Consider the following 15,456-nt stretch of genomic DNA (forward strand, 5'->3'; position numbering starts at 1 on the left):
CAGCGCGCGTTCCTGACCCGCTTCGCGTTGCACCGCCGTCCATCCACAGGAGACATGATGTCAACGTCTTTCTTGATTTCGACCGTACTGGCCGCCGGCAGTGGAATCGTGCTCGCCGGTTGCGTCGCGCCGGTTACCGCCGATACGCACTCCATCGAGCCACCCAGCGCCACGCGCGTGATGGCTGCAACGGCATCGGGCGTACAGATCTACTCGTGTGAATTCGACGCGCAGAGACACCTCGGATGGGTATTCCGCAATCCGCAGGCGACGCTCTATGACGCGAACGGCGTCGCCATCATTCAGCATGGCGCGGGTCCGTCATGGGAAGCAGATGACGGCAGCCGGATCGTCGGGCATGCAATCGCGCAGAAGCCAAGCGAGATGCCCGGTAGCGTACCTCAACTGCTATTGGCGACTCACAGTACCGGCGCGCCGGGCGCGCTGTCGTCAATCACCTACGTGCAACGGGTGGACACAGTTGGCGGCGCGATGCCGGCACGTCCGTGTTCAGTCGAACATCAAACGGGCAGTTCCGCGTACTTTGCGCGCTACGTGTTCTATCGATAAGCGCCAAAAAAACGCATTGCGTGCGGAAGCTTCCCGGCGGAACAGCGCACACAAATGACTGGAATAAATCGACGTGCCGAATGTTTTGTTCAACATGAAAGAACTTGATCTGCAATCCGAACCGACCGACGCACGGCTTTCCGAAATCGACGGCATAGCGGTGGTATTCACCGATCATCCCGACTGGAGCAAGTGGCTCGACGGTCTCGCCGAGGCGTCTCCCTGTGGCGACGACCTCGAATACGATCCGTCGTTCCGCGCGCTCGAAGCGGCGGCACATGGCCGTCCGGAAGCCGAGTACGGCGCGATCCTCGTACCCGCCGTGCCGCCCGACTGGAAAGCCGCGGACGCGTTGTGCGTCGACCTGTTAGCCCGCACACGCGATCTGCGCGTGGTCATGTACCTGATTCGCGCGCGGGTCGCCGTCGAAGGCGTCGTGGCGCTTGCGGACGGCCTTGCGCTCGTCCTTGCCCTGCTCGACACGCAGTGGACCCATGTGCATCCGCAACTCGACGCGGGCGACGCGGACGACGCGGACGATCCGACCGCGCGCATCAACGCACTGGCCGCGCTTGCAGATAACGCGGGGCTCGTCGAGCAGATTCTGAATGCGCCGCTCGTGCCGCAACTGCACTCGGCAAGTGCATGGGTCACGTTGAGACGCTGGCTCGCCGTTAGCGACGAGCCAGCCGCAGCCGAAGCGAATGACGCCGCGACGCTGGCGGAGATCGACGCATCGGTGGCCGCGGCTGCGGATCGGGCCGCGTTGCTGTCGCGCTCATTTCGTGCCGCATCGGCGCACGCAGAGCGCATCGAAGCCACGCTCGTCGAGCGCGTCGGGCACGGCCGCTCTCTCGATCTCACGGTCTTGCGCACGCCTTTGCGGCGCGCGCAGGCATTGCTCGACGCCTGTCTCGACCGGCAAGGCTTCGGCGGCGCGCGCTCACAGGACGCAGTCGAGATGGGTGCAGCGCCGCTGATCCCCACTTCGGTATCGACCCGCTCGGACGTGATCGCGACGCTCGACCGCTTGTGCGACTACTACGCGCGTCATGAACCGTCGAGTCCGGTGCCGTTACTGCTCGGCCGCGCGAAAGGACTCGTCGACAAAACCTTTGTCGATCTGATCAGGGAGCTTGCACCCGAAGGGCTCGCTCAATTGACCAACGTAATTGGAGCCGCCGGCGTGGCGTCGTCCGACTAACCGAACGGAGAAACAGCAAGATGGCCAGAGAGAACAGTCAGAAGTTCATCGCGCGAAATCGCGCGCCGCGCGTTCAGATCGAATACGACGTCGAAGTGTACGGCGCGGAAAAGAAAGTGAGTCTGCCTTTCGTGATGGGAGTGCTCTCGGATCTGTCGGGGCAACCGGCGGAGCCGCTGCCGCCGGTCGCGGAGCGCAAGTTTCTCGAGATCGATATCGACAACTTCGACGAACGTCTTCGCTCGATGAAGCCGCGCGTCGCGATGCAGGTCGAGAACACGCTGACCGGCGAAGGAAAGATGGGCGTCGATATCACGTTCGAAAGCATCGACGATTTCTCGCCCGCCGCGATCGCAAGAAACGTTGCGCCGCTCGCGAGGCTGCTCGAAGCGCGCAGCCAGTTGCAGAACCTGCTCACGTATATGGACGGCAAGACGGACGCCGAACAGCTGGTCGGCAGATTGCTCGACGATCCGGCATTGCTCGACGCCATCGCCGGTGGCGCCGAAGCGGGCGACAAGCCAGGCCGCGCGCCGGACGGCAATCCGGACGCGAGCCCGCAAGCCGCGTCGAAATCCTGAGCGCCGCCCCTTCGTTAAAAGTCATCGAGACAAGCAACCATGGCCAACACCATCGACACCTTGCAGCAGATCCCTACCGGCGAATCCGCGGACGCGGCGCAAGCTGAAACCGGCGCCTCCGGCGATTTCGAACGCCTGCTTCAAAGGGCTTTCAAGCCGAAAACCGAAAAAGCGAAAGAAGCCGTCGAAACAGCGGTGCGCACGCTGGCACAGCAGGTTCTTCAGGACACGCAACTCGTTTCCGACGACGCCCTCGCGACGATCGAATCGATGATCGCGCGCATCGACGAAAAACTGAGCGCGCAGGTCAACGTGATTCTGCACGACGAACGTTTCCAGAAGCTGGAAAGTGCATGGCGCGGCCTGCATTATCTGGTGACGAACACCGAGAGCGACGAGACACTGAAGCTGCGCGTACTGAACGTTTCCAAAAACGATCTGCACCATTCGCTGCGCAAATATAAAGGCGTCGCGTGGGACCAAAGCCCGTTCTTCAAGAAGATGTACGAAGAGGAATACGGCCAGTTCGGCGGCGAACCTTATGGCGCGCTGGTAGCGGATTATTACTTCGATAACGGCGGCCCGGACGTCGATTTTCTGACACAGATCGGCAAGATTTCGGCGGCGGCCCACGCGCCGTTTATCGCGGGCGCGGACCCGGCCGTGATGCTGATGGACTCCTGGCAGGAACTCGCGAATCCGCGCGATTTGACGAAGATTTTCCAGACCCCGGAGCATGCCGCGTGGCGTTCGTTGCGCGACGCCGAGGACTCGCGCTATATCGGTCTCGCCATGCCGCGTTTTCTCGCGAGGCCTCCTTATGGCGCGAAAACGAGCCCCGTCGAGGAGTTCGATTTCGAGGAAGACACGGCCGGCAGCGACGCGTCGAAATACACGTGGGCGAACGCGGCCTATGCGATGGCGGTGAACATCAACCGGTCGTTCAGCACCTATGGCTGGTGCTCGCGGATTCGCGGCATCGAGTCGGGGGGCGCGGTCGAGAACCTGCCGGTGCACGCGTTTCCCACTGACGACGGCGGCGTTGACATGAAGTGCCCGACCGAAATCGCGATCAGCGACCGGCGCGAAGCGGAATTGGCGAAGAACGGTTTCATGCCGCTGGTGCACAAGAAAAACTCCGACTTCGCCGCGTTCATTGGCGCGCAATCGCTGAACAAGCCGATCGAATACGAAGATCCCGACGCGACGGCGAACGCGAATCTTGCCGCGCGTCTGCCGTATCTTTTCGCATGCAGCCGCTTTGCTCACTACCTCAAATGCATTGCGCGCGACAAGGTCGGCAGTTTCCGCGAAAAGGAAGACATGCAGCGCTGGCTGCAGGACTGGATTCTTCAATACGTCGACGGCGATCCCGCGCATTCGTCGGAGGGGACCAAGGCGCGTCGTCCGCTGGCCGCCGCCGAAGTGGTCGTGGAAGAGGTGGCGGGCAATCCCGGCTACTACACGTCGAAGTTTTTCTTGCGACCGCACTATCAGCTCGAAGGCCTCACCGTCTCGCTGCGCCTCGTGTCGAAGCTGCCTTCGGCGCGCGCGGCCTGACGATACGCCGCTCACGCTTCATTCAACCGCAGTCATTCAAACAGGAATCACATCATGGCAGTCGATATTTTTCTGGCACTCGGCACCGTCAAGGGCGAATCGCTCGATTCGAAGCACAAGGATGAAATCGATGTGTTGTCGTGGAGCTGGGGCATGAGCCAGTCCGGCACGATGCACCTGGGCACCGGCGGCGGTGGCGGAAAAGTCGCCGTGCACGATCTGTCGGTGACGAAGTACACGGACCGCTCCACGCCGTCGCTCATCACCGCGTGCGCGACCGGCAAGCATTATCCGACAGTGACGCTGACCGTGCGCAAAGCCGGCGGCACGACGCCTTTGGAGTACTACAAGATCGAACTGGAGAAAGTGCTGGTGGTGAATTACGCCACGGGCGGCTCCGACGGCGAGGATCGCTTTACCGAGAACGTCGCGCTCAACTTCGAGAAATTCCACGTGACGTACCAGCAGCAGGATCCAACCACCGGTTCGGCGCTCGGCGGCGTGGTCGAGAGCAAGTGGAACATCCCCGCGAACGCGGAAGCCTGAGCACCGAACGCGAACGAGGCCCGAATCCGCGATGAAAAACGCAGAGCGCATCCAGCCGTCGCTCCTGGAGCGGCTGACCGATCACGAGCCCGCCGCGACACGCGAAACCCGCGAACACCGGACCAGCTCGGCAAGCGCTCTGCGCCGCAGCGTGATGCGCGATCTCGGCTGGCTCCTGAACGCGCAAGGTATCGCGGCGGCGCAGGACATTGCTCGCTTTCCCCATGTCGCGGATTCGGTGCTGAATTTCGGCTTTGCCGATCTTGCGGGCAAGAGCGCCTCCAGTGTCGATATCGTGCGGATGGAGCGGCGGCTCACCGACACGATTCGCGCGTTCGAGCCGCGGATTCTGCGCGGCTCGTTGCGCGTGCGTGCGGTGACGACGGGTGAGAACGGAAGCCAGCACAACGCGCTCGCGTTCATCGTCGAAGCCGATCTTCATGCGCATCCGGTGCCGGAACGACTTTATCTGCGCACCGAGTTCGATCTCGAAGCCGGTCAGGCGAGCGTGATCGAACAGAGCGGCTCGCTGTGAGCGCCATTTAGACACCAGTCATGAATCCACAACTGATCGAGTACTACAGCCAGGAGCTTCAGCATGTCCGCGAGATGGGCGCGGAATTTGCGAAGGCGTATCCGAAAGTCGCGGGACGGCTCGGGCTGGAGAGTTTCGATTGCGCGGACCCGTACGTCGAGCGTTTGCTGGAAGGCTTCAGCTTTCTCGCGGCGCGGGTGCAGATGAAGATCGACGCGGAGTTTCCGCGCTTCACGCAACATCTCGCGGAACTCGTCTATCCGCACTATCTCGCGCCGACGCCCGCGATGGCCGTCGTACAGATGCAGCCGGACGCCACGCATCCGTCGCTGGCGCAGGGGGTGGCGATACCGCGCGGCACGTCCCTGCATGGGCGGCTCGATGGCGATAGCTCGACCCGCTGCGAATTCCGCACGGGCCACGCCGTGACCTTGTGGCCGCTGGAGCTGGTCGACGCGCGGCTCCTCACTCATGCGGGCGCGCTCGACGGCGTGAGCGCGACGCTGCCAAAAGGCGTCAGGAGCTGTTTGAAGCTGCGCTTGCGCGCATCGAACAATCTGAAGATGCGGGACATTGATCTCGACAGCCTGCATCTTTATCTGCGCGGTGGAGAAGGTCTGCCGGAGCGTCTTTATGAACTGCTGCTCGCATCGACGCTCGGTGTCGCGGTGACCCACGACAGCAGCGGCACCGTGTTGGCGCCGTCGTCGTTGCAAGCGCGCGGCTTTTCCGATGACGAAGCACTGTTGCCCGTCAGCGGCCAATCGTTTCCGGGTTATCGGCTGTTGCAGGAATATTTCGCGTTTTCGAAGCGCTTCCTGTTCCTGTCGATCGACGGATTGAAGCCGTTCATGAGCCGCTGCGATAGCGACGAATTCGAATTGATCGTGCTGCTTTCGCGCGCGGACCCGGCACTCGAACAACGGGTCGACGCGTCGCATTTCGCGCTGCACTGCACGCCGTGCATCAATCTGTTCCGCCGGCGCGCCGACCGGATCGCAGTCAATGGCGAGCAATTCGAACATCATGTCGTGCCCGACCGCACCCGGCCGATGGACTTCGAGGTGTATCAGATCGAGAGCGTCACCGGTTACCGGGCAGGCGGTGGTGCGGATATCGAGTTCCAGCCGTTCTATCGCGCGCGTGACCTTGGCGTGCCGGATTCCGCTGCCGCGTTTTACCAGGTGCGGCGCGAGAAGCGGCAACCGTCCGCGCGTCAGGACGTTCGCGGCGCGCGCACGCACTACCTCGGCAGCGAGACCTTCATTGCGCTGGTCGATACGCGCGGCGCGCCGCACGCCGGTGAACTGCATCAAATGGGACTCGGCGTGCTGTGCACGAACCGCGACCTGGTGTTGACGATGCCGCTCGGCGGCGACACGGCCGACTTCACGATCGACCTCGAAGCGCCGGTGACCGGCGTGCGCTGCGTGGCCGGACCGAGCCGGCCGTTGCCGTCGTTTGCCGAGGGCCCGGTTGCCTGGCGATTGCTGAGCCACCTGTCGTTGAACTACGCGTCGCTGCTGGACACCGATACGGCGCAAGGCGCGCGCGCGATGCGGGATCTGCTGGCCCTCTATGTGCCGTCCGGCGATATCGTGTCGGCGCGGCAGGTCGACGCTCTGCGCTCGATCGGCTCCGAAGCGGTGACACGGCGTCTGCCTTCGCGTGGCCCGCTGGTATTCGGACGCGGCCTCGAAGTCTCGCTGCTGCTGGACGAAGCCGGGTTCGAAGGCGGCGGGGCGTTTCTGTTCGGCGCGGTGCTGGCGCGCTTCTTTGCGCAATACGTGTCGTTGAATTCGTTCACCGAGACGGTCGTGCATAGCGTCACGCGCGGTGAAATCATGCGCTGGGCGCCGAGGAGCGGACCGTGGCGCACGCTATGACACTGTTCGAACGCCTCTCCTCAAATGCCAACCGCTACGATTTTTTCCACGCGGTGCGCTTGCTCGAATGCGCGCATCCGCAGTTGCCGCGCGTCGGCGCGTCGCTTCGTCCGCGTGACGATGCGGTGCGTTTCGCGCAGGAAGCGGAGTTGATTTTCTTTCCCACCACGATGCGCAGCTTTACGGTGGACGCGGAGCGCGCGGCGCCGCCGCGTCTGGTGGTGAATTTCTTCGGACTGCTTGGGCCGAACGGTCCGATGCCGACGCATCTGACCGAGTACGTGCGCGACCGCGCGCGCAACGCGGACGACCCGACGTTTGCCCGCTTTCTCGATGTGTTTCATCACCGGATGACGTCGCTGCTGTATCGCGCGTGGGCCGTCGCGCAACCGGTCGTCAGTCTGGATCGCGAGACGGGCGACCGCTTCTCCGCGTATGTCGGCACGACCTTCGGACTCGGCGAGGCGGAGCTGCGCAATCGCGACGCCGTGCCCGACTTCGCCAAGCTGCATTTCGCCGGCGTGCTGAGCGGCCCGACGCGGCATGCGGCCGGATTGCGTCTCGTGCTCGCGCGCTTTTTCGGCGTGCCGGTCCATGTGATCGAGAACGTCGGGCACTGGCTGCGCCTGCCGCCGTCGACGCTCAGCCGCCTCGGCGCGAACGGCGAAAGCGCGCGGCTTGGCGTGGCCACGGTGCTGGGTGCGCGCGCGTGGGATCGTCAGCATAAGTTTCGCGTCGTGCTCGGCCCGCTTTCGATCGACGACTACCGGCGCTTCCTGCCGGGCGAGCCGAGCCTCGCGCGCGTCGCCGACTGGGTGCACAACTATGTGCGCGATCCGCTCGAATGGGACGTCAACCTGTGCTTGCGACGCGCGGACGTCCCGCGTCTTGCACTGGGCCGTCATCAGCGGCTGGGCTATACGACCTGGTTGCTGGCGCGTCCCGCGCAGGCGGATGGGGGGCAACTCGTCATCAACATGGGCGCGTCGAGTGCACGCGCGCCGTCTCACGCACAGGGATAAACCATGGCAGATATCAGCCGCGCCGCAATGTTCGGCAAACTCGACGCGCTCGCCTTCCGCGCGATGGAAAGCGCAACCGCGTTTTGCCGGCTGCGCGGCAATCCGTATGTCGAAGTCGCGCACTGGCTGCATCAGGTGCTGCAACTGCCGGATTCGGATCTGCATCGAATCGTCAGGCACTTCGATATCGAGCCCGCTGCGTTCGCACGCGATCTGGTCGAAGCGCTCGACCGTTTGCCGCGCGGCTCGACATCGATTACGGATATCTCGTCGCAGCTCGAAGAAGCGGTCGAGCGTGGCTGGGTCTACGGCTCGTTGATGTTCGGCGCGGCGCGGGTGCGCAGTGCGCACCTGCTGGTCGGCGCGCTCAAGACGCCCGCGCTGCGCAACGCGATGCGCGGCATCTCGCGCGAGTTCGACAGGGTCAGGCTCGACGATCTGATCGAGCGTTTCGCGGTGGTGCTCGACGGCTCGCCGGAGCAGACACAGACACAAACGCAAGCGCAGACCGAGCCTCAGGCGCCGGCCGCCGCCAACACGCTGGGCCAAACCCAGGACGCGTTGCTGCGCTTCACCGTCGACCTCACCGCGCAAGCCCGCACGGGTGCGCTCGATCCGATTGTCGGACGCGACGACGAGATTCGCCAGCTGGTCGATATCCTGATGCGCCGCCGCCAGAACAATCCGCTGCTGACTGGCGAGGCGGGCGTCGGCAAGACGGCGGTGGTCGAAGGACTCGCGCAACGGATCGCCACGGGCGACGTGCCGCCCGCGTTGCGCGGCGTCGTGCTGCGCAGTCTCGACGTCGCGTTGCTGCAGGCGGGCGCGAGCGTGAAGGGCGAGTTCGAGACGCGGCTGCGCCAGGTGCTCGACGAAGTGCAGTCGGCGCAACAGCCCGTCATCCTGTTCATCGACGAGGCGCATACGCTGATCGGCGCAGGGGGAGCCGCCGGCACCGGCGACGCCGCGAACCTGCTCAAGCCGGCGCTCGCGCGCGGCACGGTCCGCACGATCGCCGCGACGACATGGTCGGAGTACCGGCGGTACATCGAAAAAGATCCCGCATTGACGCGGCGCTTCCAGGTCGTGCAGGTGCGCGAGCCCGACGAAGCGCGGGCGATCCTGATGACGCGCGGCGTCAGTGCCGCGCTCGAACAGCATCACGGCGTACACATTCTCGACGAAGCCGTCGAAGCGGCCGTGCGGCTGTCGCATCGCTACATTCCGGCGCGGCAGTTGCCCGACAAGTCGGTGAATCTGCTGGATACCGCGTGTGCGCGCGTCGCCGTCAGCCAGCACGCCACGCCCGCCGCCGTCGACGACGTGCGTCAGCGGATCGCCGCGCTGAAGACCGAACTCGCGGTATTGCAACGAGAGAGCGCGATCGGCATCGACACCGCCGCGCGGCACACGCAGGCGTCCGATGCGCTCGACCGGCACACGCGGCGCCTTGCGGAACTCGAAAGCCGCTGGTCCGTCGAGCGCGAGCTGGTGGCGGGCCTTCTCGCGCAGCGCGCGCAACTGGCGCAGAACGCGCCAGGCGCCGATCTGGCCGCGTTGCGCGCGCAGCAGGATGCGCTCGCCGTGCAGCAGGGCGACGCGCCGCTGATCATGGCGGCCGTCGATGCACACGCGGTGGCGTCGGTCGTGCAGGACTGGACGGGCATTCCCGTGCTGCGGATGGTGAAGGAGGAAACCGACACCATCCTGCATCTCGAAGATCATCTGGGCCGGCGGGTCATCGGCCAGCGTCATGCGGCGGAGTCGATCGCGAGGCGAATCCGCACGTCGCGAGCCGGCCTCGACAATCCGGACAAACCGGTCGGCGTGTTCCTGCTCGCGGGAACCTCGGGCGTCGGCAAGACGGAGACGGCATTGGCGCTCGCCGAATTGCTGTACGGCGGCGAGCAGAACCTCATCACGATCAACATGAGCGAGTACCAGGAGCCGCACACGGTGTCGCTGCTCAAGGGGGCGCCGCCGGGCTACGTCGGTTTCGGCGAGGGCGGCGTGCTGACCGAAGCCGTGCGCCGCAGGCCGCACAGCGTGGTGTTGCTGGACGAAGTGGAGAAGGCGCATGCCGATGTGCACGAACTGTTCTTTCAGGTATTCGACAAAGGCCGCATGGAAGACAGCGAAGGCCGTTCGATCGATTTCCGCAACACGCTGATCCTGCTGACCACCAACGCGGGCGCCGATTGCATCGCGCAGTTGTGTGCCGACCCGCAACGTCTGCCTGAGGCCGACGCAATCGAGCGCCATCTGCATACGGAACTGCTGCGCACCTTTCCGGCCGCGCTGCTCGGCCGCATGGTGACGATTCCGTATTACCCGCTGAGCGACGGGATGCTGTGCCGGATCGTCGTTCTGCAGCTCGAACGGGTGGCGCAGCGAGTGCGGCGCGCGCACCAGGTGCCGTTTACCTACGACGATGGCGTGATCGCGCAGATCGCCGCACGCTGCACGCGCATGGACAGCGGCGGCCGGATGATTGACGCGATCCTCACGCATAGCGTGCTGCCGCGTATCAGCGCGGAGGTGCTGTCGCGCCTGATCGACGGCAGGGCGCTGGCGCGCGTGCATGTCGGCGAACAGGACGGGGAGTTGACTTATGACTTCGAGTAGCACGCGGCACGTTCGCATGCAGTGCGCGGCGCTCGGCGACACGGCGGTGTTTTTGCGGATGTCGGCGCGCGAGGCGCTCGGCCGGCTGAGCGTATTCGAGCTGACGTTTCTGAGTCCGCACAACGATCTCGATGCGGGGGCGGTGCTCGGCGAGGAGCTGTCCGTGACGCTCGACTTTCCGGCGGGCGGCGAGCGCCAGTTCAACGGCATCGTGACCACACTGCGGCTGTTGACGCCCGGCGACACCACGCATAACCGCATGGCGCGTTACGAAGCGCTCGTGCATCCGCGGCTCTGGCTGTTGACGCGCGCGTCGCATCGGCGTTTCTTTTATCAGCGCACGGTGCCGCAAATCGTGACGAGCGTGCTCGAATCGTTCGGCGTCGATTTGCGCAATACGTGCAGCGCGGCGTATCCGGCGCTCGAGCACTGCATGCAGCATCGCGAGACCGACTTCGATTTCATCAGCCGGCTACTGGAGCGCGAAGGCATCCACTATTTTTTCGAGCACGCGAGCGGCAAGAGCACGCTGGTGCTGACCGATTCGAACAGCGCGCACCGGCCCATCGGGCACTACGAAACGATTCCGTATCAGGCGTGGGAAACACCGGATCAGGACGAGGAGTGCATCTACCGCTGGGTGTCGGGCGCGACGTTGCAGACCGGCCGCTACGAAGTCAACGACTACGATTTCGAAAAGGCGTCCGTCAGCAACAGTCAGGGCTTGATGGCGCGCGCGACACGCGGCGCGCCGTTCGATCCGGCCCGCTACGTGAAGCAGGAACACTTGACGGGGCACCGCAGCGCCGCCGACGGCGAGCGTGTCGCGCGCGTCAATGCCGAGATTCACGAGACGCTGAACCAATCCATCGAAGCGCGTTGCACGTCGCGCGGCATCGCGGCAGGTGGCCTGTTTCGCCTGCGCGATCATCCGGACGGCGCGCAGGAACGGCAGTTCCTCGTCACGGGCATCGAGGCCGACATTGCATCGGATGCCTACGTATCCAGCGACGACCCGAGCATGCCGCTGTTCGATTGCCGCTTCACCGCGATTCGCGCCGACACGACGTTTCGCCCCGAACGGATCACGCCGGTGCCGTCGGTTTCGGGCCCGCAGACGGCGGTCGTCGTGGGGCCGGACGGCGATGACTTTCTGACCGATGCTTATGGCCGCGTGAAAGTGCAGTTTCACTGGGAACAGCTTGCGCAGGGCGGCGGCGCGCAACGGCTCGAACGCGGCTGGATGCGCGTGTCGCAAGGTTGGGCGAACCGGCGTTGGGGCGCGATGATGCTGCCGCGCATCGGCCAGGAAGTGCTGGTCGAGTTCATCGAGGGCGATCCGGACCGGCCGGTGGTGACCGGTGCGCTTTACAACTCGACCAGCATGCCGCCGTACGAATTGCCCGCGAATGCCGCGCTGTCGACGTTGAAAAGCCATTCGACGCAAGGTGGCAACGGCTACAACGAGTTGCGTTTCGACGACCGCAAGGGCGGCGAGCAACTGTTTTTCCACGCGGCCCGCGATCACGAAACGTGGGTTGCGCACGACGCGCTGATGAACGTCGCGCACGATTCGCATCGGCGCGTCGACGGCAACGAGTATCGCGAAACGGGCGGCGCGCGGCACGACACGATTCGCGGCAGCAGCCGCTCGCGCGTGGACGGCAGCGTGTCGGCCGCGACGCTCGGCTCGCACGAGCAGTTCGCGGGCGGCGCGTATTCGCTCGGCGCGGGCGCGGCCGTGCGGATCACGGCGGGCGCGGCGGTCGAGATCGAGGCGAGCGCCACGATCGCGTTGCGCGCGGGAGCGTCCTACATCCTGATCGGCCCCGAAACGATCGAGATGTCGAGCTTTCCGATTCCGCTCGGTCCGGGCGTGCCGCCCGTCGCGCTCAACGTTCCGCCGCCGTCCCCCACACCGCCGCGCGATGCCGACGACGGCACCCGCAAGCTCGTCAAATAAGGAGTTCACGTGTCACCGAACCACTCTGCGTCACTGACGCTGACCGTGCATGGCGGCGACGCTTGCGCCGCGCCGCACGGTGTCCGGCTCGATCACGAAGGCGGCACCATCGGCCGCGCGCCGGACTGCACGATCGTGCTCGCCGATCCGCAGCGCAACGTGTCGCGGCTGCAGGCGCGAATCGACTGGCGCGAGGCGGGCTTCTTGCTGATCGATTGCGGCAGCAACCCGACCGTGTTGAACGAACGCGTGCTCGACGGCAGCCGTGAGGCCGTGCTGCATGACGGCGACAGGCTGCGCATCGGCGCTTATGTGCTGGAAGTGTCGATCGATGCGGCAGCGGTATCGGAGCCGCATACGCAGACGGCGTTCGAGGCTCCCGACACGCTGATGACGCGGGCCGCGCCGGCAGCGACCGCGCCCCCGGTGTGGCCGGAGCAGGCGCATTGGGATGGGAAGCGAACGGCTCCGCTGATTCCCGACGATTGGGATTGCCCGAAGGACGAGCCGCCCGTACGCGAGAGCAAGCTACCCGGCACGCCGTTCTTTCCCGATCCGCTCGCCGCTGCGCCGTTGTTGCGCGAATCTGCGCGGCTTGTCGGCAATGCGAATCAGGCTTTGCTGGACGCGTTGACGCCGGAGGATCCCTTGCGTGCTTCGTTGTCCGATTCAGCGCGCCGCGTCGAAGCGACACCGTCGCGTGCGTTCGAGCATGTCTCGCCGGAGCAGGTGGTGTTGAAGGTGCCGACGTTGGCCGCGACGCCGTTGCCCGCAGCAGCGCAGCAGCGCGAACCGCTCGGCGGCGAAGCGGGCGCTGACCCGCTGCGCTCGAACGCGCAAGACGGAGCGTTGCCTTCGATGCGCTGGCCCTCGACGTTCAGTGTGAACACGAGCGCAAGCCCGATCGCGAATGCGGCGCCAATCGCAACGCGCGCAGCCGAGCCGTTGCACCCGGCCGCGGACGCGAATCCCGAGGCGAGTCCCAACCTCACTCCCGACGCCGCCACCGCCGCCTTACTCGAAGGCCTCGCCATCGACCCCAACGCCGTGCGCCACATCCCTGCGCCCGAACTCGCGCGCCTGGCGGGCGCGATGCTGCGCGAAGCGACGCAAGGCGCGATGAGCGCGCTACGTTCACGCTCGATGGCAAAACGCGAGACCCGCATCGCCATGACCTTGATCGAAGAGCGCGACAACAACCCACTGAAGTTTTTCCCCGACGTGGACGCGGCATTAACGCAAATGCTCGCGTCTCGCGGCGCAGGCTACCTCGCCCCGCTTGACGCTTTGCGCGCCGCATTCCACGACATTCAGGCGCACGAGCTGGCCGTCGTCGCGGGCATGCGCGCCGCGCTCGCGCACGCGATGGCCCGCATCGAGCCCGCCGCGATCGAGAAGTCACTCGATGCCGCGAGCGGCATCGATGCACTGCTGGGCAACCGGCGCGCGCGTCTGTGGCAACGCTACGTCGACACCTGGGAGCATGTCGCGCGCGACGCCGGCGACGATTTCCACCGAACCTTCGGCGAGCCTTTCAGCCGCGCCTATCAGGCGCAGCTCGATGCGCTCCGCGCGGACCGGGAGTAACGCGATGTCCTGGAACAACAAGGTGATCTGGTCCGAAGGCATGTTCCTGCAGCCGCAGCATCTGCAGCAGCATGACCGGCATCTGCAGGCTCAGCTCGAAGGGCGCGCCGCGCCGTTGCGTGCGTATGGCTGGGGCTTCACGTCGCTTGAAATCGACGACGCGCTGCTCAAGCTCGGCAAGCTGTCGCTGCGTTCGGCGGCGGGCGTGCTGCCCGACGGCACGCCGTTCAACCTGCCCGCCGACGATGCGCTTCCCGAACCGCTCGAGATTCCCGACGGCACGGCGAACCTGCTGGTCGTGCTGGCGCTGCCGGTCCGCCGTCCGGGCGCGGCCGAATCGGGCGGCGCCGAGCGGCCCGACAATCCGGCGCGCTACCGGATCGACGAGTTCGACGTACACGACAGCAACGACCGGGACGCCGTCACCACGCTGATGCAGGTCGGCAAGCTGCGTTTGCGTCTCGCGTTCGAACCGGACGTCGCGAATGCCCACGCGTGTCTCGGCGTGGCGAAGATCGTCGAGCGCGTTGCCGATTCGCGCGTACTGCTCGATGACGCGTACTGCGCGCCCTGTCTCGACTTGCGCGTCGCCGACCGCCTCGCGCGCTTCACCACCGAGCTGAACGGTCTGTTGCAGCAACGCGGCGAAACGCTCGCCGCGCGCCTCGCGCAACCGCAAGCCGCCGGGGCGGCAGAAATCGCGGACTTTCTGCTGCTGCAGGCCATCAATCGCGCACAACCGCTGATCGGCCATTTCATGTCGATGAGCGGACTGCATCCCGAGTCGCTGTTTCAGGAGACCGTGCAGCTTGCCGGAGAACTCGCGACATTCGGCCAGCACGAGCGGCGTCCACCCGTGTTTCCCGCTTACCGTCACGACCGGCTCGCGGAAACCTTCACGCCGGTGATCGACGCGTTGCGGCTCGCCCTGAGCCGCGTCGCCGATCCGCAAGTCGTGGCGGTGCCGCTCGACGAACGCCGTTACGGTCTGCGGGTGGCGCGCGTCGCCGACCGCGCGCTGTTCGCGTCGGCCACCTTCGTGCTCGCGGTGCGCGCGCAAATGCCCGCCGATGCGCTGCAGGCGAGCTTTCCGGCACAGTTGAAGATCGGCGCAATCGAACATATCCGCGACCTCGTGAATCTGCAACTGCCGGGGATCGGCTTGCGCGCGCTGCCGGTCGCGCCGCGCCAGCTGCCGTTTCATGCGGGCTTCAGCTACTTCGAACTCGACGACTCGAACGACGCATGGCAGACGCTGGCTTCGTCGGCGGGACTGGCGCTGTACGTCGCCGGCGATTTTCCCGCTCTGACGATGGAATGCTGGGCGATCCGTCGATGAAGCCCGCACGCACGTCACGACCCATATCAGGACTCAGG

General features: G+C 65.4%; 12 protein-coding genes. All 12 read left to right on the forward strand.

Annotated elements, in window-relative coordinates:
• The first annotated feature begins 57 nt into the window (after positions 1-57).
• Positions 58-570, forward strand: coding sequence for a DUF3455 domain-containing protein (locus ACZ9H4_RS17340; protein WP_476119937.1), 513 nt, complete (start codon positions 58-60; stop codon positions 568-570).
• A 94-nt stretch (positions 571-664) separates the two neighbouring features.
• Positions 665-1,774, forward strand: coding sequence for a type VI secretion system protein TssA (gene tssA / locus ACZ9H4_RS17345; RefSeq protein ID WP_476119939.1), 1,110 nt, complete (start codon positions 665-667; stop codon positions 1,772-1,774).
• A gap of 20 nt (positions 1,775-1,794) precedes the next feature.
• On the forward strand, positions 1,795-2,355 hold the full coding sequence (gene tssB, locus ACZ9H4_RS17350) for a type VI secretion system contractile sheath small subunit (RefSeq protein WP_408155405.1): 561 nt from the start codon (positions 1,795-1,797) through the stop codon (positions 2,353-2,355).
• Positions 2,356-2,394: 39 nt separating this feature from the next.
• Complete coding sequence (gene tssC / locus ACZ9H4_RS17355) at positions 2,395-3,915, forward strand: type VI secretion system contractile sheath large subunit (protein ID WP_408145396.1); 1,521 nt, start codon at positions 2,395-2,397, stop codon at positions 3,913-3,915.
• A 54-nt stretch (positions 3,916-3,969) separates the two neighbouring features.
• Entirely contained in the window at positions 3,970-4,461 is a 492-nt protein-coding gene (locus tag ACZ9H4_RS17360) for an Hcp family type VI secretion system effector (protein ID WP_408145398.1), read from the forward strand.
• A gap of 31 nt (positions 4,462-4,492) precedes the next feature.
• Complete coding sequence (gene tssE, locus ACZ9H4_RS17365; RefSeq protein ID WP_408145400.1) at positions 4,493-4,996, forward strand: type VI secretion system baseplate subunit TssE; 504 nt, start codon at positions 4,493-4,495, stop codon at positions 4,994-4,996.
• A gap of 20 nt (positions 4,997-5,016) precedes the next feature.
• Complete coding sequence (tssF, locus tag ACZ9H4_RS17370) at positions 5,017-6,882, forward strand: type VI secretion system baseplate subunit TssF (protein ID WP_408155397.1); 1,866 nt, start codon at positions 5,017-5,019, stop codon at positions 6,880-6,882.
• The gene (gene tssG, locus ACZ9H4_RS17375) at positions 6,879-7,904 is read left to right on the forward strand and encodes a type VI secretion system baseplate subunit TssG (RefSeq protein ID WP_476119943.1); all 1,026 of its coding nucleotides are present in this window, start codon (positions 6,879-6,881) and stop codon (positions 7,902-7,904) included. Before tssF ends, tssG begins: the two co-directional genes overlap by 4 nt.
• 3 nt (positions 7,905-7,907) lie before the next feature.
• A complete protein-coding gene (tssH, locus tag ACZ9H4_RS17380) occupies positions 7,908-10,529 on the forward strand; it encodes a type VI secretion system ATPase TssH (protein ID WP_476119945.1) in 2,622 nt (873 codons plus the stop codon).
• Complete coding sequence (locus tag ACZ9H4_RS17385; RefSeq protein ID WP_408155391.1) at positions 10,516-12,492, forward strand: type VI secretion system Vgr family protein; 1,977 nt, start codon at positions 10,516-10,518, stop codon at positions 12,490-12,492. Before tssH ends, ACZ9H4_RS17385 begins: the two co-directional genes overlap by 14 nt.
• A gap of 9 nt (positions 12,493-12,501) precedes the next feature.
• Positions 12,502-14,079, forward strand: coding sequence for a type VI secretion system-associated FHA domain protein TagH (gene tagH / locus ACZ9H4_RS17390; protein WP_476119948.1), 1,578 nt, complete (start codon positions 12,502-12,504; stop codon positions 14,077-14,079).
• A gap of 4 nt (positions 14,080-14,083) precedes the next feature.
• Positions 14,084-15,418: a type VI secretion system baseplate subunit TssK gene (tssK, locus tag ACZ9H4_RS17395; protein ID WP_408326781.1), complete on the forward strand. Its 1,335-nt coding sequence runs from the start codon at positions 14,084-14,086 to the stop codon at positions 15,416-15,418.
• The last annotated feature ends 38 nt before the right edge of the window (positions 15,419-15,456 follow it).

This window comes from Paraburkholderia sp. TE9906 (assembly GCF_056279605.1).